Source organism: Pseudomonas sp. 2(2015) (genome assembly GCF_000955865.1).
In the GTDB taxonomy this organism is placed as follows: domain Bacteria; phylum Pseudomonadota; class Gammaproteobacteria; order Pseudomonadales; family Pseudomonadaceae; genus Aquipseudomonas.
In genome coordinates, this window is sequence record NZ_JYOF01000019.1 from 159,169 (window position 1) to 174,291 (window position 15,123).

Here is a 15,123-nt window from a genome sequence, read left to right on the forward strand (position 1 = left end):
GCCCGTCGATTGACGGGCTTTTTTATGCGTGGACGACGACCGGCATAGTCTTCTGGCACACCTCTTGTATTTGTTTTGCATTGTATTTCAAACAGATAGACCAGCATGGTTCTGTCACAAAGTTTGAGTAGGTTAGCCGCTCACGGCCCCAGGGAGTACGTGTCGAAATGAATGCAGCAAGTGAGCCGGCTTCGCCCCCATCAGCGGTGAATCACGAGTCCCTCCAGCGCGTGGCGCAGTGGTTGAAACACCATGGAGCAAACCGGGTCAGGAAGGCCGATCAGCGTCGCTCGTTACTGGCGCGTTATCCGGCAGGCCTGCTGAGCGAGGCAGAGCTGGAAGCGCTGCTGGGTGATGGCAGCCGCTAGAGGGTTCGGCAACAACAATGAAAAGGGCGGCATTGCCTGAACAATGCCGCCCTTTTTTATTGCCTGGTGTTTAGAAGCTGTAGGTGCCGGTCACGATCAGGCTGCGCGGGTCGCCAAACTGGATCTGCGCGGCGCTGGTGGCCGAGCTGTAGTAGGTTTTGTCGGTAATGTTGTTGAGCGCCGCGCGCAGGTCCCAGTCCTTGGTACGAAAGCCTGCCAGCGCGTCCCAACGGCCATAGCCGGGCAGCACGGCGGTGTTCTGGTTGTCGGCATAGCGCTCGCCGACCAGGGTCAGGCCGGTTTCGCCGTACCAGCCCATTTCCGGTTTCCAGGTAACGAACAGGCTGGCGTTGCGCTTGGCAACGTTGCTCACGCGGTTGCCTTCCTGGCCGTTGTTGTCCTCGACGATGGTTGCATCCTGGATACCGATACCGCCGCGTACGTACCAGTTGCCAACGATGTTGCCGGTGGCGGTCAGCTCGACGCCGCGTGAGCGCTGCAGGCCGCTGAGCAAGGTGATGCCCGGGTTGTTCGGGTCGCTGGTGCGGCGGTTGTAGAGCTCCAGCTCATAAACCGCCAGGGTGGTGCTCAGGCGTTCGTCGAACCAGTCGCTCTTGACCCCGACTTCTTTCTGCCGGGTCTGTTCCGGGCTGGTTTCGTTGGTATTGCCGGCCGCACCCGGGGTGATGCCGATCAGGCCGCCGCCGACTGGCGAGAAGGTCTTGCTCCAGGAGGCATAGAAGGAGTGTTCCTTCCACGGCGAATAGACCACGCCCAGACGCGGGCTGGTGCTGTTGCTGTCCTGCTTCTCGGAGATACCGCGGACCTTGTTGGTGGTTTGCACTTCGAACTGGTCGAAACGCACCCCGGCCAGCACTTGCCACTGATCATTCAGGCGCAGTTGGTCCTGAAGGTACAGGCCGCGGCTGTCGACCACGGTGTGGTTGTTGCTGGAGACCACCATGGTGCCGTTGTGCTGCAGGTTACGGTTGGGGTTGTTCAGGTCCAGGCCCGGCACCGGGCGAGCGCCTGCGCCGGAAGTCGCTGCAGTGTATAGGATCGGATCGCGGCGCTGGTTACCGAACTCAAGGCCGGTGAGCAGGGTGTGCTGCAGGCCGAAGGTGTCGAAATTGCCTTCCAGTTCCAGGTTGTTGAACAGGTTGCGGGTGTTCAGGTCCTGCTGCCAGCGCTGGCGGGTAACCTGGTTGGTGGTGGCGTTGTAGCCGGTCAGGTAAGTGTTGTCGAAATCGCTGTTGAGCTTGAACAGGCCCAGGGTGTGGCGCACTTGCCAGGTGTCGTTGAGCTGGTAGTTCAGGCGCGAGCGCAGCGATTGCGCCTTGTCGTCGATGAAGTCGCGCTGGGTATCGCCGTAGGTGGTGTCGCGACCAACGTCGGCCGGGCGGCCGTTGACGCTGGGGATGCCGCGATCGGGGGTACGGTTGTAGCGGCTGTACTCGTATTGCACCAGCCAGTTCAGCTGCGGGGTCAGCTGCCAGCTCATCGAGGGTGCGAACAGCTGGCGGCTGCCGTCGATGCCGTCGCGGAAACTGTTGTTGTCCTGGTTGCCCATGTTCAGGCGCAGGCTGATGTTGTCGCTCGGGTCGGCGCTGAGGTCGGCATACAGGCTGCGCAGGTCCTCGCTGCCGCCCTGGGCCTCGATGCTGGAACGGCGGCCGGCTTCCGGCATCTTGCTCACCCGGTTGACGATCCCGCCCTGGCTGCCACGGCCATAGAGCACCGCGGCAGGGCCCTTGAGCACCTCGACCCGCTCGATATTGTGCAGGTCGCGCACGTATTGGCTGTCGTCGCGAATACCGTCGAGGTAGAAGTCGTTGCTGGCATCGAAGCCACGGATGCGCACGCTGTCAAAGCGCGTATCGGCGCCGCTGCTGACGTTGGGGATGCCGCTCAGGGCTTTGCCAAGGTCGTTGCTGCCGTAATCCAGCACGTTGCTGGTCTTCACCGAATCGATAGCCTGCGGCACGTAGCGGGCGGGCGTGGCGGTACGGGTTGCGGTGCTGACTTCACGTACCCGCGGGTCATCGCGTTCACGGTCAGACTCGGCGGTAACCGAGACTTCGGGCAACGTGGTGGTGGCAGCAGTGACCAGCCCTGAGCTGAAAAACAGCGACAGGCCCAGGGTCAGGGGAGAGAGGCGGCAAGGGGCAAGCATGACGGACATCCGGGCATTTATTAGAGTGAAGAAATTTTGCGCGAATGATAATGCTTGCCATTTACTAACGTTAATTGTTTCTGGATCTATCGACGAGCTGTTTGTTTCAAGATATTTCTGTCTATCAGCCTTTAGTTTTAGCGCTGAATTTGTACTGTTTTTCGCAACAAAGCTGTAACCCGTGCAGCGTTTTTCGCAACCTTCATCCGGCCTAACCTGACGTCATCATTTTTTCAGGAGGCGCCCATGCCGGTACAAACCACCCTTCACTATGTGTTCGATCCGCTGTGCGGCTGGTGCTACGGCGCCGAGCCGTTGATCAATGCGGCCAGCGGGCTGATGCCGGTTGTGCTGCACGGTGGCGGGATGATGGCCGGAGCCAATCGCCAGAAGGTCTCGGCGCAGTTGCGCGACTTCGTCATGCCCCATGACCGGCGTATTGCCGAGTACACCGGGCAGCCCTTCGGCCAGGGCTATTTCGAGGGCCTGTTGCGTGACAACGACGCTGTCTTCGATTCACAGCCACCCATAGCCGCGATCCTGGCAGCAGAGCAGCTCGCCGGGCGTGGCCTGGAGTTGCTGGCGCGCTTGCAGCGTGCGCACTACGTGCAAGGCCGGCGGATTGCCGATGATGGCGTGCTCAAGGCCATCGCCGCCGAGATGGGCCTGCCTGCACCCGCCTTTGCCAGTGCATTGCGCGATGTGGATACCCAGAGCCATATGCGCACCAGTCGTGCGTTCATGGCCAGCGTCGGTGGCCAGGGCTATCCAACCCTGGTGCTGGAACGCGAAGGGCGGCTGCAGGTCATCGACATCGGTCCTTTCCTCGGCAAGCCTGAGGCCTTCGTGCATTGGCTGGACAGGGAGTTCTATCTGAGCGCGGAGAAAGATGCCGCAAACGCGGCGTTCTGTGCCGCGGATGGCTGCGATCTGTAAGCAGAAACACTTACTTTTCACGAATTTTTGACATGCTGATCCGCACACGGATAGGATTCGGTCAACGCCTGTAGGCCCATCGGCCAAGAGTCCAGAAAAAAGGCCCGCTGCGAACACTCGCAGGCGGGCTTTTTATTTTCAGACCCGTGAGCGTCAACCCACGCAGGGGGCGTGGTTTTTGGCGTTTGGTCGCAGAGCGTCTTTGACTAAGTAATAAGGAAAATAAAATGTTGAAAACCAGGATCAGTCTGGTCGCGCTGGGGCTTATGGCCGCGACTCAGGCTATGGCCAATGACCAGGCCGAGGCCAAGGGCTTCGTAGAAGACAGCAAAGCCAGCGTTCTGCTGCGCAATGCCTTCATCAATCGTGACAAGAAGCACCATACCAACGACCAGAGCGAGTGGGGCCAGGCCTTCATCGGCAAGTTCTCCTCCGGCTACACCCAGGGCACCGTTGGTGTCGGTGTCGACGCCTTCGGCCTGTACGCAGTGCGTCTGGACGGTGGTAAAGGCCGCAACGGCGGTGGCGGTATCGACTTCTTCAAGCCGGCGGACGGCGACTCGCCGACCAACCAGCAGAACTCCCCGCACAACCTGGCCCGTGGTGGCGCAGCAATCAAGTTCCGCATCTCCAACACTGTACTGAAGTACGGTGACCAGATGCCTGAGCTGCCAGTGCTGCAGTACGACGACGGTCGCCTGCTGCCAGAAAGCTACACCGGTACCCTGATCACCTCCAAGGAGATCAAGGGCCTGGAACTGAACGCCGGTCGTTTCACCCAGGAAGCCCGTAAAAGTGCTGAAGGCCGTGACAGCGGTGGCCTGAAGTCGATCAACGTATTCGGCGGCAGCTACAAGTTCAGCGAAAACCTCTCGGCTTCGCTGTACACCTCCGACGTCGAAGACGTGCTGAAGAAGCACTACCTGGGCGTGAACTACGTTCACCCGATCGCCGACGACCAGTCGCTGACCCTGGACTTCAACGGCTACAAGTCGGACATCGACAAGAAGTACGTCGCTGCCGCCGACCTGACCGGTGACTCCAACACCATCTGGAGCCTGGCGGCTACCTACGCCTTCGGCCCGCACTCGATCACCATCGCCCACCAGCGCAGCACTGGCGACACCGGTTATCAGTACGGCTTCTACCAGAACGCCGGTGGCGTGGGTGACGGTGGTTCGACTATCTACCTGGCCAACTCCTACTGGTCCGACTTCAACGCTGAAGACGAGCGTTCCTGGCAGCTGGGCTACGGCCTGGACTTCGGCGCCTTCGGCGTACCGGGCCTGACCTACAAAGTGGCCTACGTGCGTGGTGACAACATCAACACCCACGGCTTCGGCGAAGGTAAAGAGCGCGAAATCTTCAACCAGTTCAAGTACGTGGTTCAGGAAGGCCCGGCCAAGGACCTGTCCGTCAAACTGCGTAGCTCGTTCCTGCGTACCTCCGAAAGCGTTCGTCAGAACGGCTACAACGACGACGGCAACGAAGTTCGCGTGTTCGTCGAGTACCCGATCAGCATCCTCTGATAGCTGTCTGGTGTCTCCAGCAACCCCGGCCTAGGCCGGGGTTGTTTGTTTTCGCCGCACAGCCGGTTTGATCGCCTGCACCTCGCCGCTCTCCGGCTCGAAGCTGTCGCTGCGGGCCATGCGCCACATCCGTGCATAGAATTCACTGTCGATCGAGCCGCTGAGCAACTCACCGGGCTTGAGGAACACATGCAACTGCGAAAACAGGCGGATCTCGCTGGCGCTGATGCGCCGAACCAGGTGCTTGGGCTTGAGCTCGGCCGGGTGGTCCAGGCCGGCAGCGGCGAGCATTTCGGCCAGGGCATGCAGGGTGTTGCGATGGAAGCTGTAGACTCTTTCGGCCTTTTCCGGCACCACCAGGGCGCGTTGGCGTAGCGGATCTTGGGTCGCCACGCCGGTCGGGCATTTGTTGGTGTGGCAGCTTTGCGACTGAATACAGCCGATGGCGAACATGAAGCCGCGGGCCGAGTTGACCCAGTCGGCGCCAATGGCCAGCACGCTGGCAATGTCGAACGCGCTGACAATCTTGCCGCCAGCGCCGATGCGAATCTTGTCGCGCAGGTTCAGGCCCACCAGGGTGTTGTGCACAAACATCAGGCCTTCGCGCATCGGCACGCCGATGTTGTCGCTGAACTCCCGGGGTGCGGCGCCGGTGCCGCCTTCCTTGCCATCAACCACGATGAAGTCGGGGACTATGCCGGTGGCCAGTATGGCCTTGGCGATACCCATGAATTCCCACGGGTGGCCAAGGCAGAACTTGAAGCCCACCGGCTTGCCGCCAGACAGCTCACGCAACTGGCCAATGAACTGCAACAGCTGCACGGGGCTACGCAAGGCGCTGTGCGCCGCCGGTGAGATGCAGTCCTGGCCCATCAGCACGCCACGGGTGGCGGCGATTTCGGCGCTGACCTTGTGCCCAGGCAGGATCCCGCCGTGGCCGGGTTTGGCGCCCTGGCTGAGCTTGACCTCGATCATTTTCACCTGTGGGTCGCCGGCCTGTTCGGCGAAACGCTGCGGATCGAAACGACCCTCCGGGGTGCGGCAGCCAAAATAGCCGCTGCCGATTTCCCAGATCAGGTCGCCACCGTGCTCGCGGTGATGGGGGCTGATGCTGCCTTCGCCGGTGTCATGGGCGAAGCGGCCACGTTTTGCGCCCTTGTTCAGCGCGGCAATAGCATTTGCACTGAGTGCCCCAAAGCTCATCGCCGAGATATTGAAGATCGACGCCGAGTAAGGCTGGCGGCACTGCGGGCCGCCGATGTTGATGCGAAATGAGGCAGGGTCGGGGGTTTCGACTGGCAGCATGGAATGGCTGATGAACTCGAAGCCTGGCCGGTAGACATCGTTGAGCGTACCAAAGGCCTTCTCGGCGCTCTCGTTCTTGGCCCGTGCATACACCAGCGAGCGCTGGGCCCGGGAGAACGGCAGCTTGTCATCGTCGCCTTCCAGCAAGTACTGGCGGATCTCCGGGCGGATGGTTTCGATCAGGTAGCGAATGTTGCCCAGGATCGGGTAGTTGCGCCGCACCGCGTGGTGGCTCTGGCGCAGGTCATTGAGGCCGACCAGGCTGAGCAGGGCGCTGAGCAGGGTGAACGGCCACAACCAGGAATGGGCAGAAACAAACGGCAGGCTGGCAAAACTGAAAACGAGACAGCCGACAAGGCAGGCGTAGCGGCTGGGAAGCGAAGCTTTCATGGATCTTCCGCTGATATGAGAGATCCTTCCTAGGATAGGCAAAGCGTCCTGCCAGAAAACCAGTGGTTTCGGTAAAACACTTTTATCCCGGGCGTGCTTGCCAGAGGGCCGTGCTCATGCGCAGGGTGTGGTTGCCCGGGCAAGTATTTGCAGAAACGCCTCGGCTGCCCGCGAGCGCCGCTGGCGGTGGCTGATGGCGAGCAGGTCGATGCTGGCGGCTGCTTCGTTCAAGGGCCGGTAGCACACGCCGCGCTGGTTCAGGGCACGGGTGCAGGCAGGCACCAGGGCAATGCCCTGGCCGGCGGCTACCAGGGCAATGATCGAAGTGATCTGCCGTCCGCGCGGGCCGCGCAGCAAGGGCAATTGGCAGTGCTGGAACAAGCGCTCGATGGCATCGTTGAGACCGGTGCCTTGCTCGTCGGTGTACAGCACCACGGCATGCGCTTGCAGTTGGCTGAGGCTGATGCTGTCGAGTGCCGCCAGCGGGTCGTTCGCGGCCAGTGCCACCAGCAGCGGTTCCTGGTCCAGCGGCTGGACCTGCAGCTCGGTGAACTCCTGGGGCGGCAACAGCCGACTGAGGCCGATTTCCAGGGTGCCTTCGACAATATTGCGCCATTGCGCGCTGGAGGCTTCTTCAACCAGGGTCAGGCGAACCTGCGGGTAGGCGTGGGAAAACTGCTGGATTGCCTGGGTGAAGTGGTCACTCAAGGCCACCGAGCTGGCATAGCCGATGCTCAACTGCCCGGCCGTGCCGGCGGCCAGCTTGGCGGCGAAGCTTTCGCTGCGTGTCAGTTGCTCCAGTACCCCGCGGGCGTAAGGCAGGAACTGCTGGCCTTCGCCGGTCAGACTGACGGCACGGCTGCTGCGCTCGAACAGGCGAAAACCCAGCTGGCTTTCCAGGGCCGAGATCTGCCGGGTCAGTGCCGGTTGCGCCAGGTGCAGGCGCTGCGCGGCGCGGCCGAAATGCAGGTCGTCGGCGACGGCAATGAAATAGCGCAGCTTTCGCACATCGAGCATGTTGCACCTTGAGGTATCAATCGGTCGGAAATCGGTATTGGCCAGTGCCAATGACCGCACCTTATAAACAATACTCGTCACTGTAACGAGTTTTCCCATGCAATCGCGCCTGTCTGCCGCACGAATCGCGATGTTCCTCTGCGGATGCGCCGCGTTTCTGCCGCTCTACGCTACCCAGGGCATCCTCGCCGAGCTGGCGCAGAGCTTCGCCGTGGATGCGCGGCACGTCAGCTGGAGCATCACCGCCACGACCCTGGCCGTGGCCCTGGTCGCGCCCTTTGTCGGCGTGCTGACCCGGCGCTGGAGCCAGAAGACCGTGCTGGTGGCGGCAACCCTGTTGCTCAGCGTGCCGGGCTTGATGCTGGCAGGGGCCAGTGACCTCAACAGCCTGCTGTTCTGGCGCTTTGTCCAGGGCATGCTGATCCCGGTGATCTTCGCCACCAGCGTGGCTTACGTCGGCGAGCGCTGGCAGGGGGCGAAAGTCACCGAAGTTACCAGCCTGTACGTCGCCGGGACCATTCTCGGCGGTTTCGCCGGGCGTTTTCTGACCGGGGTCATGACCCAATACCTGGGCTGGCGCGAAGCGTTCATCCTGCTGGCGTTGCTGACCGTGCTGATCGGCCTGAGCATTCACCGGCTGCTGCCCAGCGGCGCGCGCCTGATCGAAATCACCATCGCCAACAGTCGTATCAGCATGCTGCGCAACCGACCGTTGCTGGCGGCCTATCTGGTTGGTTTCTGTGTGCTGTTTTCGCAGATCGCCACCTTCACCTATGTCGGCCTGCACCTGCTGGCCGCGCCGTTCAACCTTGGCGTGGCCGCGCTGGGTTCGGTCTATGCAGTGTTTTTGCTGGCGCTGGTGGTCACGCCGATTGCCGGCAAGCTGGCCAGCGCCAGGCCGCCGGCGCACTTGGTGGTGTTCGCTGGGGTGCTCGGTTTGCTGGGCTCGATGCTGACCTTACTCAGCAGCCTGTGGTGGATCGTGCTGGGGCTGGCGCTCAGTTCCACCGGCGTGTTCCTGGCCCAGGCGGCGGCCAATGCCTTTGTTACGTCCACTGCCAGGCACAACAAGGCCGGCGCGGTGGGCTGCTATCTGACGTTCTATTACCTGGGCGGCAGCGTCGGTGCGTTGTTGCCGGCGCTGCTGTGGCAGCGCTGGGGCTGGTCAGGCTGTGTGCCGCTGATCATGGCCGCGCAGTTGCTGGTGATGCTGATCGCCTGGTTCGGCTGGCAGCCCACCGATTCCACCGACAAGAACGCGTTCAAAGAAACCGCTGACCCCTCCATTACAAGGACGTAAATACGCCAATGAACACCGTGATAGCCCTGCACAGCAAGCTGCTTTCGATCGTCGAGCCGGTCCTCAATGACATGCCGGCCAGCACCCTCAAGCACGCGTTGTTCGAAGCCTTCTGGGCGGTAGAAGAAGAGCTGATGGAGATTGAAAAGGCCTTTGCCCTGTTGACTGAGCGCAAGCATTCACCGGCGGTGCTGCGCAAGTTTTTCGCCAGTTGGTCGAAAACCAACAACTCCGCGGCCAGTGTCTCGGGCCTTGCCAACCGCCTGACCCTGCTGGCCCGTTCCGACGCCGGCTCCATGGCTGCCGACCAGCTGTATCGGGCCTGCGGCAGCCTGCAGCGGATCACCGATGAAGACCTCGGGGCCCTGGGCAATACTCTGCACGCCGATTTGTTCTACAACATGGCGACGCCCCTCTGCGGTGATGATCAGTGGATGCTCAAGGCCAACTGCCTGCCTTCGGCCCAGTCCTTCAAGGACTGGACCGATCGCCAGCGCCTGCGCGAGCGCGACCTGCTGCAAGGCCTGCTGACCACCCTGGTGCATGAGGTTTATACCCACGGCGAGGTCGAGTTCATCCATCCGTTGTTCAAGCAGTGGTTCGTCCGTGACATGGGCATACCGGCAGAGCGCGCGCGGGCAACGGTGGCCTGGGTCACCGTGCACACTGGCGGCACCGAGAGCAATCACTTTGCCCACGCGGTGGCGGCGGTCGAGCAGTTTGTCGAAGCCATGCAGATCAATATCGACCAGGCGGCGGCGCGAGAGATTTTCGAGCACTACCTGCGGTTGAAGGCTGGCGTGATGAAGGAATGCGCCGAGCTGTTGCACTGACCGCTGGATAGGCCGCGCGCAGGCACAGTTCGCTGCCGGCTGAACCCAACTCCGGCAGTTTTATAACGGTCGTGGAGCAAGGCCATGCTACAAGGCAGCTCCACTTCGCCGAGTGACGTCTGAGCATGTCCGCCATCCGTACCGAACAAGCTGCCCCAGGCTTTGGCCTGCTGTGCCTGGCCAGCTACCTGCTGTCGTTGTCCTATGGCTCGACCTTCCTGTTGTCGCTGTTGGTCAGCAGCCGTGGCGGCAACGAGCAGGATGCCGGGCAGATCATTTCAGTTGCCATGCTTAGCACCATCGTCGCCGTACTTGGCAGTGGCCATCTGGCCGACCGCTTGGGTTCGGCACGAGCCATCGCCCTGTCGGCGCTGAGCCTGGTGGCGGCTTGCCTGGGCTTCGCCCTGGTGCCTGGCACTGGCGCGGGCTTGATGCTCTGCGGCCTGATGCTGGGCCTGGGGTGGGGGGCTTTTTACACCCTGGGCCCGATCCTGGTGGCCGAGCGGGTCGAAGCCCAGCGGCGTACCCACTGCTTCGCTTTGCTCTCGGGCAGCATGATGAGCGGCATCGGTTCCGGGCCGCTGGCGGGCAAGCTGGCAGCGCTGTTGCAACTGCCGGTGCAGACGGCGTTCTACACCGCCGCGGGTGCCGCAGTCGCGGGCCTGCTGATCTTCAACCATCTAGCCCGCCAGCCACGGCACGCCACTCAGCCGGTTGGCATCAGCCGCCGCGCTGGCGCAACCGTACTGGCCTCGCCCGCACGCTGGCCGGTTCTCATGGTCGGCCTGGGCGGCGCGATCTTCGGTGGTCTGGGCAGCTTCCAGACCTCTTATGCCGCCGGGCGCGGCCTGGATTATTCGCTGTTCTTCATCGGCTTCATGAGTGCAGCCATCAGTTGCCGTTTGCTGATCGCCGGCTGGGTGGTCAAGCGTGATGCCTACCGTGCCTCGTGCCTGCTCTCGGGCTTTATCGTGCTCGCCGTGCTGGCGCTGGGCTGGTGGGTACAGGGCAACCTTGGCTATCTGCTGGCCGCAGCGCTGCTGGGGGTTGGATACGGTCTGAACTATTCGGTAATCAACGGCCTGGCCGCCAACCAGGCACCGCCCGGGCATACCCCGCAGGCCTTGCTGCTATTCAGCCTGGCGTACTTTCTCGGGGTGTTCGGCTTTCCCTGGCTGGCCGGGCAGCTGATCGTCAGCGGCGGCACCGAGGCGATGATGCTGTGCCTGCTGCTGGTGGCGTTGCTCAACTGGGCGGTCAGCCTTGGCCGCCTGTTCGGGCGCAGGCGCGCCCGTAGCGTTGCGCCGGCGTTACTGGTCCGGGGCGATGGCAAACATTAACTGGTCGGCTTCCAGGTAAACGATCGCCTCGCGGCCGATGACATCCACCGGGCGAGCGGCAACTGCCTCATGCTCGGGGACGATCTTCTCCAGGCGCTTGGTCACAAGGTCAACCCTCCAGATGCAGGCGAAGCCGCCGTTGTTGTCGAAGTACAGGACCGGCCGGGTCGGGCTCCAGGTCGGGTTGACCAGGCTCCAGCCGCCGGCATCCTTGTCCATCACCCGGTCGTAGGGGTTGCTGTCGCCGGTAAGGTGCGGGTAATAGATCAGCAGGCCGGAGTTATCGTGGTTGAGGTCGCCGCTGATCTGCGCCTTGGCGAAACGCTTGCTGTTGGACTCGGCCGCGTACAGTTGCGTTGAAGGCTGCGGCGTGGCCTTGGAACCCAGTGTGTAGGCCATGCTTTGCTGCGCCTCGCCGCTCATTTTCTGCCGGTAGTAGAACACCCCGTCAATGATCCCGGCATAGCGCCGGCCCTGATCGTTGGCGGTGATACTGTTCCAGCCATCAAAGCGCACATTGCGCGCGAACGGGTGCAGGCCAGGGCGTGCGTCGGAGTATTCGTAGAGGGTGCCGATCGGGCGGCTGTCATAGATATTGCCGGGGTTGCTGCCTTCGTCATCCTGCTTTTCGGCAACGAACAGCACCACGTTCAGCACGCCATCGAGGGTGGCAACGTCCACCAGATAGGCAAAACTGTCTTCGCTCATGTCGGCGACGGTGGCCAGGGGAAAGCGCTGCCACGGCTCATCCTCGACCTGGGTATAACGCTGGTCGCGGGGCAGGGGCTGCAGGCTTTTGGGATCAACCTGGGAGAGTGCCGGTACTGGCGTCAGCAGTTTGATCTGCTGGTCGTAGGCGACTTCCAGGCAGGCGGCAGTCTCGCAGCGGTTACGCACCTCGCGCAGCCAGAAGTTTTCCAGCTCGCGGAAGATCTTGCGGTCCTTGAGCGGCTTGTAGCGCTCGTTGAGCGTGTCGTCCTTGGCCGACAGCGACGGTGTGGTGCAGATCGCGGTTTCCAGCAGGGTGCTGGCCTTGCTGCAGTCAAAGCCTGCGGCAAGGGTCGCGGGGCTGTGCAGGCAGGCAGCGAACAGGGCAGCAGGAAGCAAGCGCGCGGCGGCTTTCATCGGACATCCATGTGAGGTTGAGCAGGGTGCGGATGATACTTCAGCGGCGGTGACGAAGGAATTGGCCGCCGCGCTTTGATTCAGCCTGCCAGAACAGAGTCGACTTCGGACTGTTTCTCGGGGTTATCGGCGAGAAACTTCTGAAGGTAGCTTTCAACCACTGCCCTGTTGGTACTGTGCGCCAATGCAGTGCGATACAGCCTGGTGTACTCGGGGGCGTTGAAAATCCGGTAGTGGATGCTTTCCAGCCAGTCTTCGGCCTTGCCCTTGAGGGAATCGGTGACCTCGACCACGGCCGCGACATAGCTGGCCGGGTCGAAGGATTCAGCCATGCCGATTATTTCCTTCATCAAGTCGCCATACTCACAGTCATCGTCCAGATGCGAGAGCATGACCGTCAGGTACTGCTTGTCGCGGGTCTGCGCCATGGCCTGCAGGGTCGCGGAAAAACGCGCCGCCTCAGCGTCGTTGTTCAAGCTTGCACAGTCTTCGAGGTCCTGGGTCAGGCTCATCCTATTTTCCTCCGCACTTCGATGGTTTGTTGAATATTTTCGGGAAGGTGCTTTTGTTCTGTCGAATCGTTTCGCGCAGGCCCGCTTGAATTTCCTTGGTGTAAAGCCCCTGCTTCTTGTAGATCTTGCGTGCGTCCCAGATGTCTCGAGCGAGTGCATCCCTGGGCTTTTCATCCAGGAAGGGTCGCCTTGCATAGGTGCGCGTCATTGGGTGACGGCCTTTGTTTTCAGGATAAATATGCTGCATCTGCATGGCGATGGATTTGTTGCGGCTGATTTCGAATTTTTGCTTCATGTATTCGGCCGACGGCATGTGGTGGCCAGTCAGGTTGTCCCCTGGCGTGCCGGGAAGCTTGCCGTAGGCACCGACACCGCCCTCACCGGGCAGCAACGCGTTAAGCCCTTGCGGGTCGATCCAACCCACCGGGTTGGCGGCATACTGGTACAGGTTCAAACCGCCGGCCAGGCCGATCGGGTCCGGCTGGGTAAAGCGCCCGACATCCGGGTCATAGAAGCGGAACAGGTTGTAATGCAAACCGGTTTCGCGGTCCAGGTACTGACCCTGGAACCTGAGGTTCTGCTCCTCGATGAAATGCGCTTCGCGCACTTCTTCCAGGGTGTTGCCCCAGACCTGGTAACGCGCCTGCCACACGGTTTCGCCACTGTCCTCGGTCAGTTGTTCAGGTAGACCGTTGAGGTCGTTGTGGTAGTAGCGCACCTGCTGCTGCGGGCCGGCGCCGTCCACCCTGGCCAGCGGCTCGTAGCTGTTCTGGACGTAAAGATAGAGGCTGGTCTGGCCATGACGATGCTCCTGCAGCAAGCGCAAGCCGTCCCAGACGAACCGGGTCTGATCGAGCAGGTTGCCTTGGTCGTCGAGTTCACTTTTCTCCACACGTCGCCCAAGCGGGTCGTAACGCATGTTCAGTACCCGCTCGCGCCCACCGTGCTGGCTACGCACCTGAATCAGGCGGTGCTCGGCGTCATAGCGCAAGTGCTGGATGCCGCGCCGGCTGCTGCGCTTTTCAATCAAACGGCCAAAGCTGTCGTAGCGGTAGCGCTTGTCCTGGTATGTCAACAGCCGGTTGTGGCGCACCAGCCCTTTGCCGGCCTGAGGACCATCGAGCAGGTTGGCAGCGGCGTCGTAGGCAAAAGCTTCGCTTTGACCCTGGCCAGCGTCCTGACTGGCCATGATCCGGCCACTGGCATCGTAATGCAGCAACTGCTGGTGCTGGCTGCCGGGCTGCTGGTTGAAGCGGCTGATGAGGTTGTCTACCGGATCGAAGTCAAAGCGTTGCTGCACGGCAGCGGGCAGTTGCGGCGGTTGGTGGCTTGGACGGCGCAGGCGCGAGCGCAAACGGCCGCTGCGGTCGTACTCGCTGCGGGTACTTATTCGGCCCTGGGTGCGCAGCACTTCACGGTGCAAACGGTCGCGCTCGAAGTCGCTGATTACCTTGCCATCGAGGTTGAGCTGATGCAGGTGACCGCTGCCGTAGTACAGGCGGTTGAGCCAGCGGCCATCGGGCAGCCGGGTCTGAGTCAGGTTGCCGAGTTCGTCATAGTGATGCTGCAGTACGCCGTCGGCACTCTGCTCTTGTCGCAACTGGCCGGCCGCATCGTAGGCAAAAGACAGCTGTTCGGTATTGCCGTCGTTGTCGGTGAAACTGACGGCGGTCAGTTGATCCAGCGGGTCGTAGCTGAAGTCGGTGCGGCCATCGTCGGTGTATTTGGCAATCAGCCGGCCCGCGGCATCACGGGCGAATTCATGAACGATCGGTGCCAGGCCGTTGCCGTATGGCGCGGGGACAAACTCCAGGCGACTGACATTATCCAGCGGCCCATATTCATAGCGTCTGGCGCTGCCGTCGAGGTCTTGCTGCTGGGTCAGGCGGTCTACCAGGTCCCAGCTGAATCGATAGCTCTCACCGTTTTGGTTGCTCAAGGCCAGCAGGCGACCATAGTTGTCGTAGCTGTATTGCACCTGTCGGCCGTGCGGGTCGAGGCGTAGCTGGATCTGGCCGCGCCGGTTATAGCGAAACTGCAGGGCATGCCCGGCGGGGTCGATGTAGCGGCTGAGCTGGCCGCTGCCATCGTGCTCAAACTGCTCGCGGCGCCCGTCGGGCAACTGTGTGGCGACGACCCGGCCCTGGGCGTCATTCTGGTATTCGGTGCGTTCGCCAAGGGCATCGACGACTGCCTGCAGGTAGCCGCGGCGGTCATACTCGAAGCAGGTCGGGTAGCCCGAGCAGTCGACCTGCTCGACTAACTGGCCCACCTCGCTCCAGCGCAAGTACTTGT

12 protein-coding genes are annotated in these 15,123 nt (G+C 61.9%); 6 read left to right on the top strand and 6 right to left on the bottom strand.

Annotated features, from left to right (window positions below; translation table 11 throughout):
* Positions 1–167 precede the first annotated feature (167 nt).
* A complete protein-coding gene (locus UB48_RS28235; RefSeq protein ID WP_045201186.1) occupies positions 168–368 on the top strand; it encodes a hypothetical protein in 201 nt (66 codons plus the stop codon).
* Positions 369–438: 70 nt separating this feature from the next.
* Here UB48_RS28235 and UB48_RS22690 read toward each other — a convergent pair whose 3' ends face one another.
* The gene (locus UB48_RS22690) at positions 439–2,541 is read right to left on the bottom strand and encodes a TonB-dependent siderophore receptor (protein ID WP_045201187.1); all 2,103 of its coding nucleotides are present in this window, start codon (positions 2,539–2,541) and stop codon (positions 439–441) included.
* 246 nt (positions 2,542–2,787) lie between these two features.
* Here UB48_RS22690 and UB48_RS22695 point away from each other — a divergent pair, with 246 nt between their 5' ends.
* Positions 2,788–3,477: a DsbA family protein gene (locus UB48_RS22695; protein WP_045201188.1), complete on the top strand. Its 690-nt coding sequence runs from the start codon at positions 2,788–2,790 to the stop codon at positions 3,475–3,477.
* 227 nt (positions 3,478–3,704) lie between these two features.
* A complete protein-coding gene (locus UB48_RS22700) occupies positions 3,705–5,006 on the top strand; it encodes an OprD family porin (protein WP_045201189.1) in 1,302 nt (433 codons plus the stop codon).
* A gap of 30 nt (positions 5,007–5,036) precedes the next feature.
* On the opposite strand, the gene UB48_RS22705 is transcribed toward UB48_RS22700, so the two are convergent.
* Complete coding sequence (locus UB48_RS22705) at positions 5,037–6,701, bottom strand: FMN-binding glutamate synthase family protein (protein WP_045201190.1); 1,665 nt, start codon at positions 6,699–6,701, stop codon at positions 5,037–5,039.
* 114 nt (positions 6,702–6,815) lie between these two features.
* A complete protein-coding gene (locus UB48_RS22710; protein WP_045201191.1) occupies positions 6,816–7,718 on the bottom strand; it encodes a LysR family transcriptional regulator in 903 nt (300 codons plus the stop codon).
* Positions 7,719–7,815: 97 nt separating this feature from the next.
* Between UB48_RS22710 and UB48_RS22715 the strand changes: the two genes are divergently transcribed.
* The 3 genes from UB48_RS22715 (at position 7,816) to UB48_RS22725 (ending at position 11,191) form a co-directional block, all read left to right on the top strand.
* Complete coding sequence (locus tag UB48_RS22715) at positions 7,816–9,018, top strand: MFS transporter (RefSeq protein WP_045201192.1); 1,203 nt, start codon at positions 7,816–7,818, stop codon at positions 9,016–9,018.
* Between the two features lie 8 nt (positions 9,019–9,026).
* Positions 9,027–9,851 (top strand): hypothetical protein, encoded by an 825-nt coding sequence (locus UB48_RS22720; protein ID WP_045201193.1) that lies wholly within the window; start codon positions 9,027–9,029, stop codon positions 9,849–9,851.
* A 125-nt stretch (positions 9,852–9,976) separates the two neighbouring features.
* Complete coding sequence (locus UB48_RS22725) at positions 9,977–11,191, top strand: MFS transporter (protein WP_045201194.1); 1,215 nt, start codon at positions 9,977–9,979, stop codon at positions 11,189–11,191.
* Here UB48_RS22725 and UB48_RS22730 read toward each other — a convergent pair.
* From UB48_RS22730 to UB48_RS22740, 3 genes are all read right to left on the bottom strand, one after another.
* The gene (locus UB48_RS22730) at positions 11,162–12,316 is read right to left on the bottom strand and encodes a lysozyme inhibitor LprI family protein (RefSeq protein WP_045201195.1); all 1,155 of its coding nucleotides are present in this window, start codon (positions 12,314–12,316) and stop codon (positions 11,162–11,164) included. The two genes, UB48_RS22725 and UB48_RS22730, sit on opposite strands and share 30 nt — an antisense overlap.
* Before the next feature lie 80 nt (positions 12,317–12,396).
* Positions 12,397–12,828, bottom strand: coding sequence for an Imm30 family immunity protein (locus UB48_RS22735; protein ID WP_045201196.1), 432 nt, complete (start codon positions 12,826–12,828; stop codon positions 12,397–12,399).
* Position 12,829: 1 nt separating this feature from the next.
* A partial coding sequence (locus tag UB48_RS22740; RefSeq protein ID WP_045201204.1) for an RHS repeat domain-containing protein occupies positions 12,830–15,123 on the bottom strand: 2,294 nt, incomplete at its 5' end.

What these genes read in the sequence shown, in the direction of transcription:
- UB48_RS28235 (WP_045201186.1), top strand. Translation starts at nt 168, where the DNA reads ATGAATGCAGCAAGTGAGCCGGCTTCGCCCCCATCAGCGGTGAATCAC.
- UB48_RS22730 (WP_045201195.1), bottom strand. Translation starts at nt 12,316, where the DNA reads ATGAAAGCCGCCGCGCGCTTGCTTCCTGCTGCCCTGTTCGCTGCCTGC.
- UB48_RS22695 (WP_045201188.1), top strand. Translation starts at nt 2,788, where the DNA reads ATGCCGGTACAAACCACCCTTCACTATGTGTTCGATCCGCTGTGCGGC.
- UB48_RS22705 (WP_045201190.1), bottom strand. Translation starts at nt 6,701, where the DNA reads ATGAAAGCTTCGCTTCCCAGCCGCTACGCCTGCCTTGTCGGCTGTCTC.
- UB48_RS22725 (WP_045201194.1), top strand. Translation starts at nt 9,977, where the DNA reads ATGTCCGCCATCCGTACCGAACAAGCTGCCCCAGGCTTTGGCCTGCTG.
- UB48_RS22710 (WP_045201191.1), bottom strand. Translation starts at nt 7,718, where the DNA reads ATGCTCGATGTGCGAAAGCTGCGCTATTTCATTGCCGTCGCCGACGAC.
- UB48_RS22715 (WP_045201192.1), top strand. Translation starts at nt 7,816, where the DNA reads ATGCAATCGCGCCTGTCTGCCGCACGAATCGCGATGTTCCTCTGCGGA.
- UB48_RS22690 (WP_045201187.1), bottom strand. Translation starts at nt 2,541, where the DNA reads ATGCTTGCCCCTTGCCGCCTCTCTCCCCTGACCCTGGGCCTGTCGCTG.
- UB48_RS22700 (WP_045201189.1), top strand. Translation starts at nt 3,705, where the DNA reads ATGTTGAAAACCAGGATCAGTCTGGTCGCGCTGGGGCTTATGGCCGCG.
- UB48_RS22720 (WP_045201193.1), top strand. Translation starts at nt 9,027, where the DNA reads ATGAACACCGTGATAGCCCTGCACAGCAAGCTGCTTTCGATCGTCGAG.
- UB48_RS22735 (WP_045201196.1), bottom strand. Translation starts at nt 12,828, where the DNA reads ATGAGCCTGACCCAGGACCTCGAAGACTGTGCAAGCTTGAACAACGAC.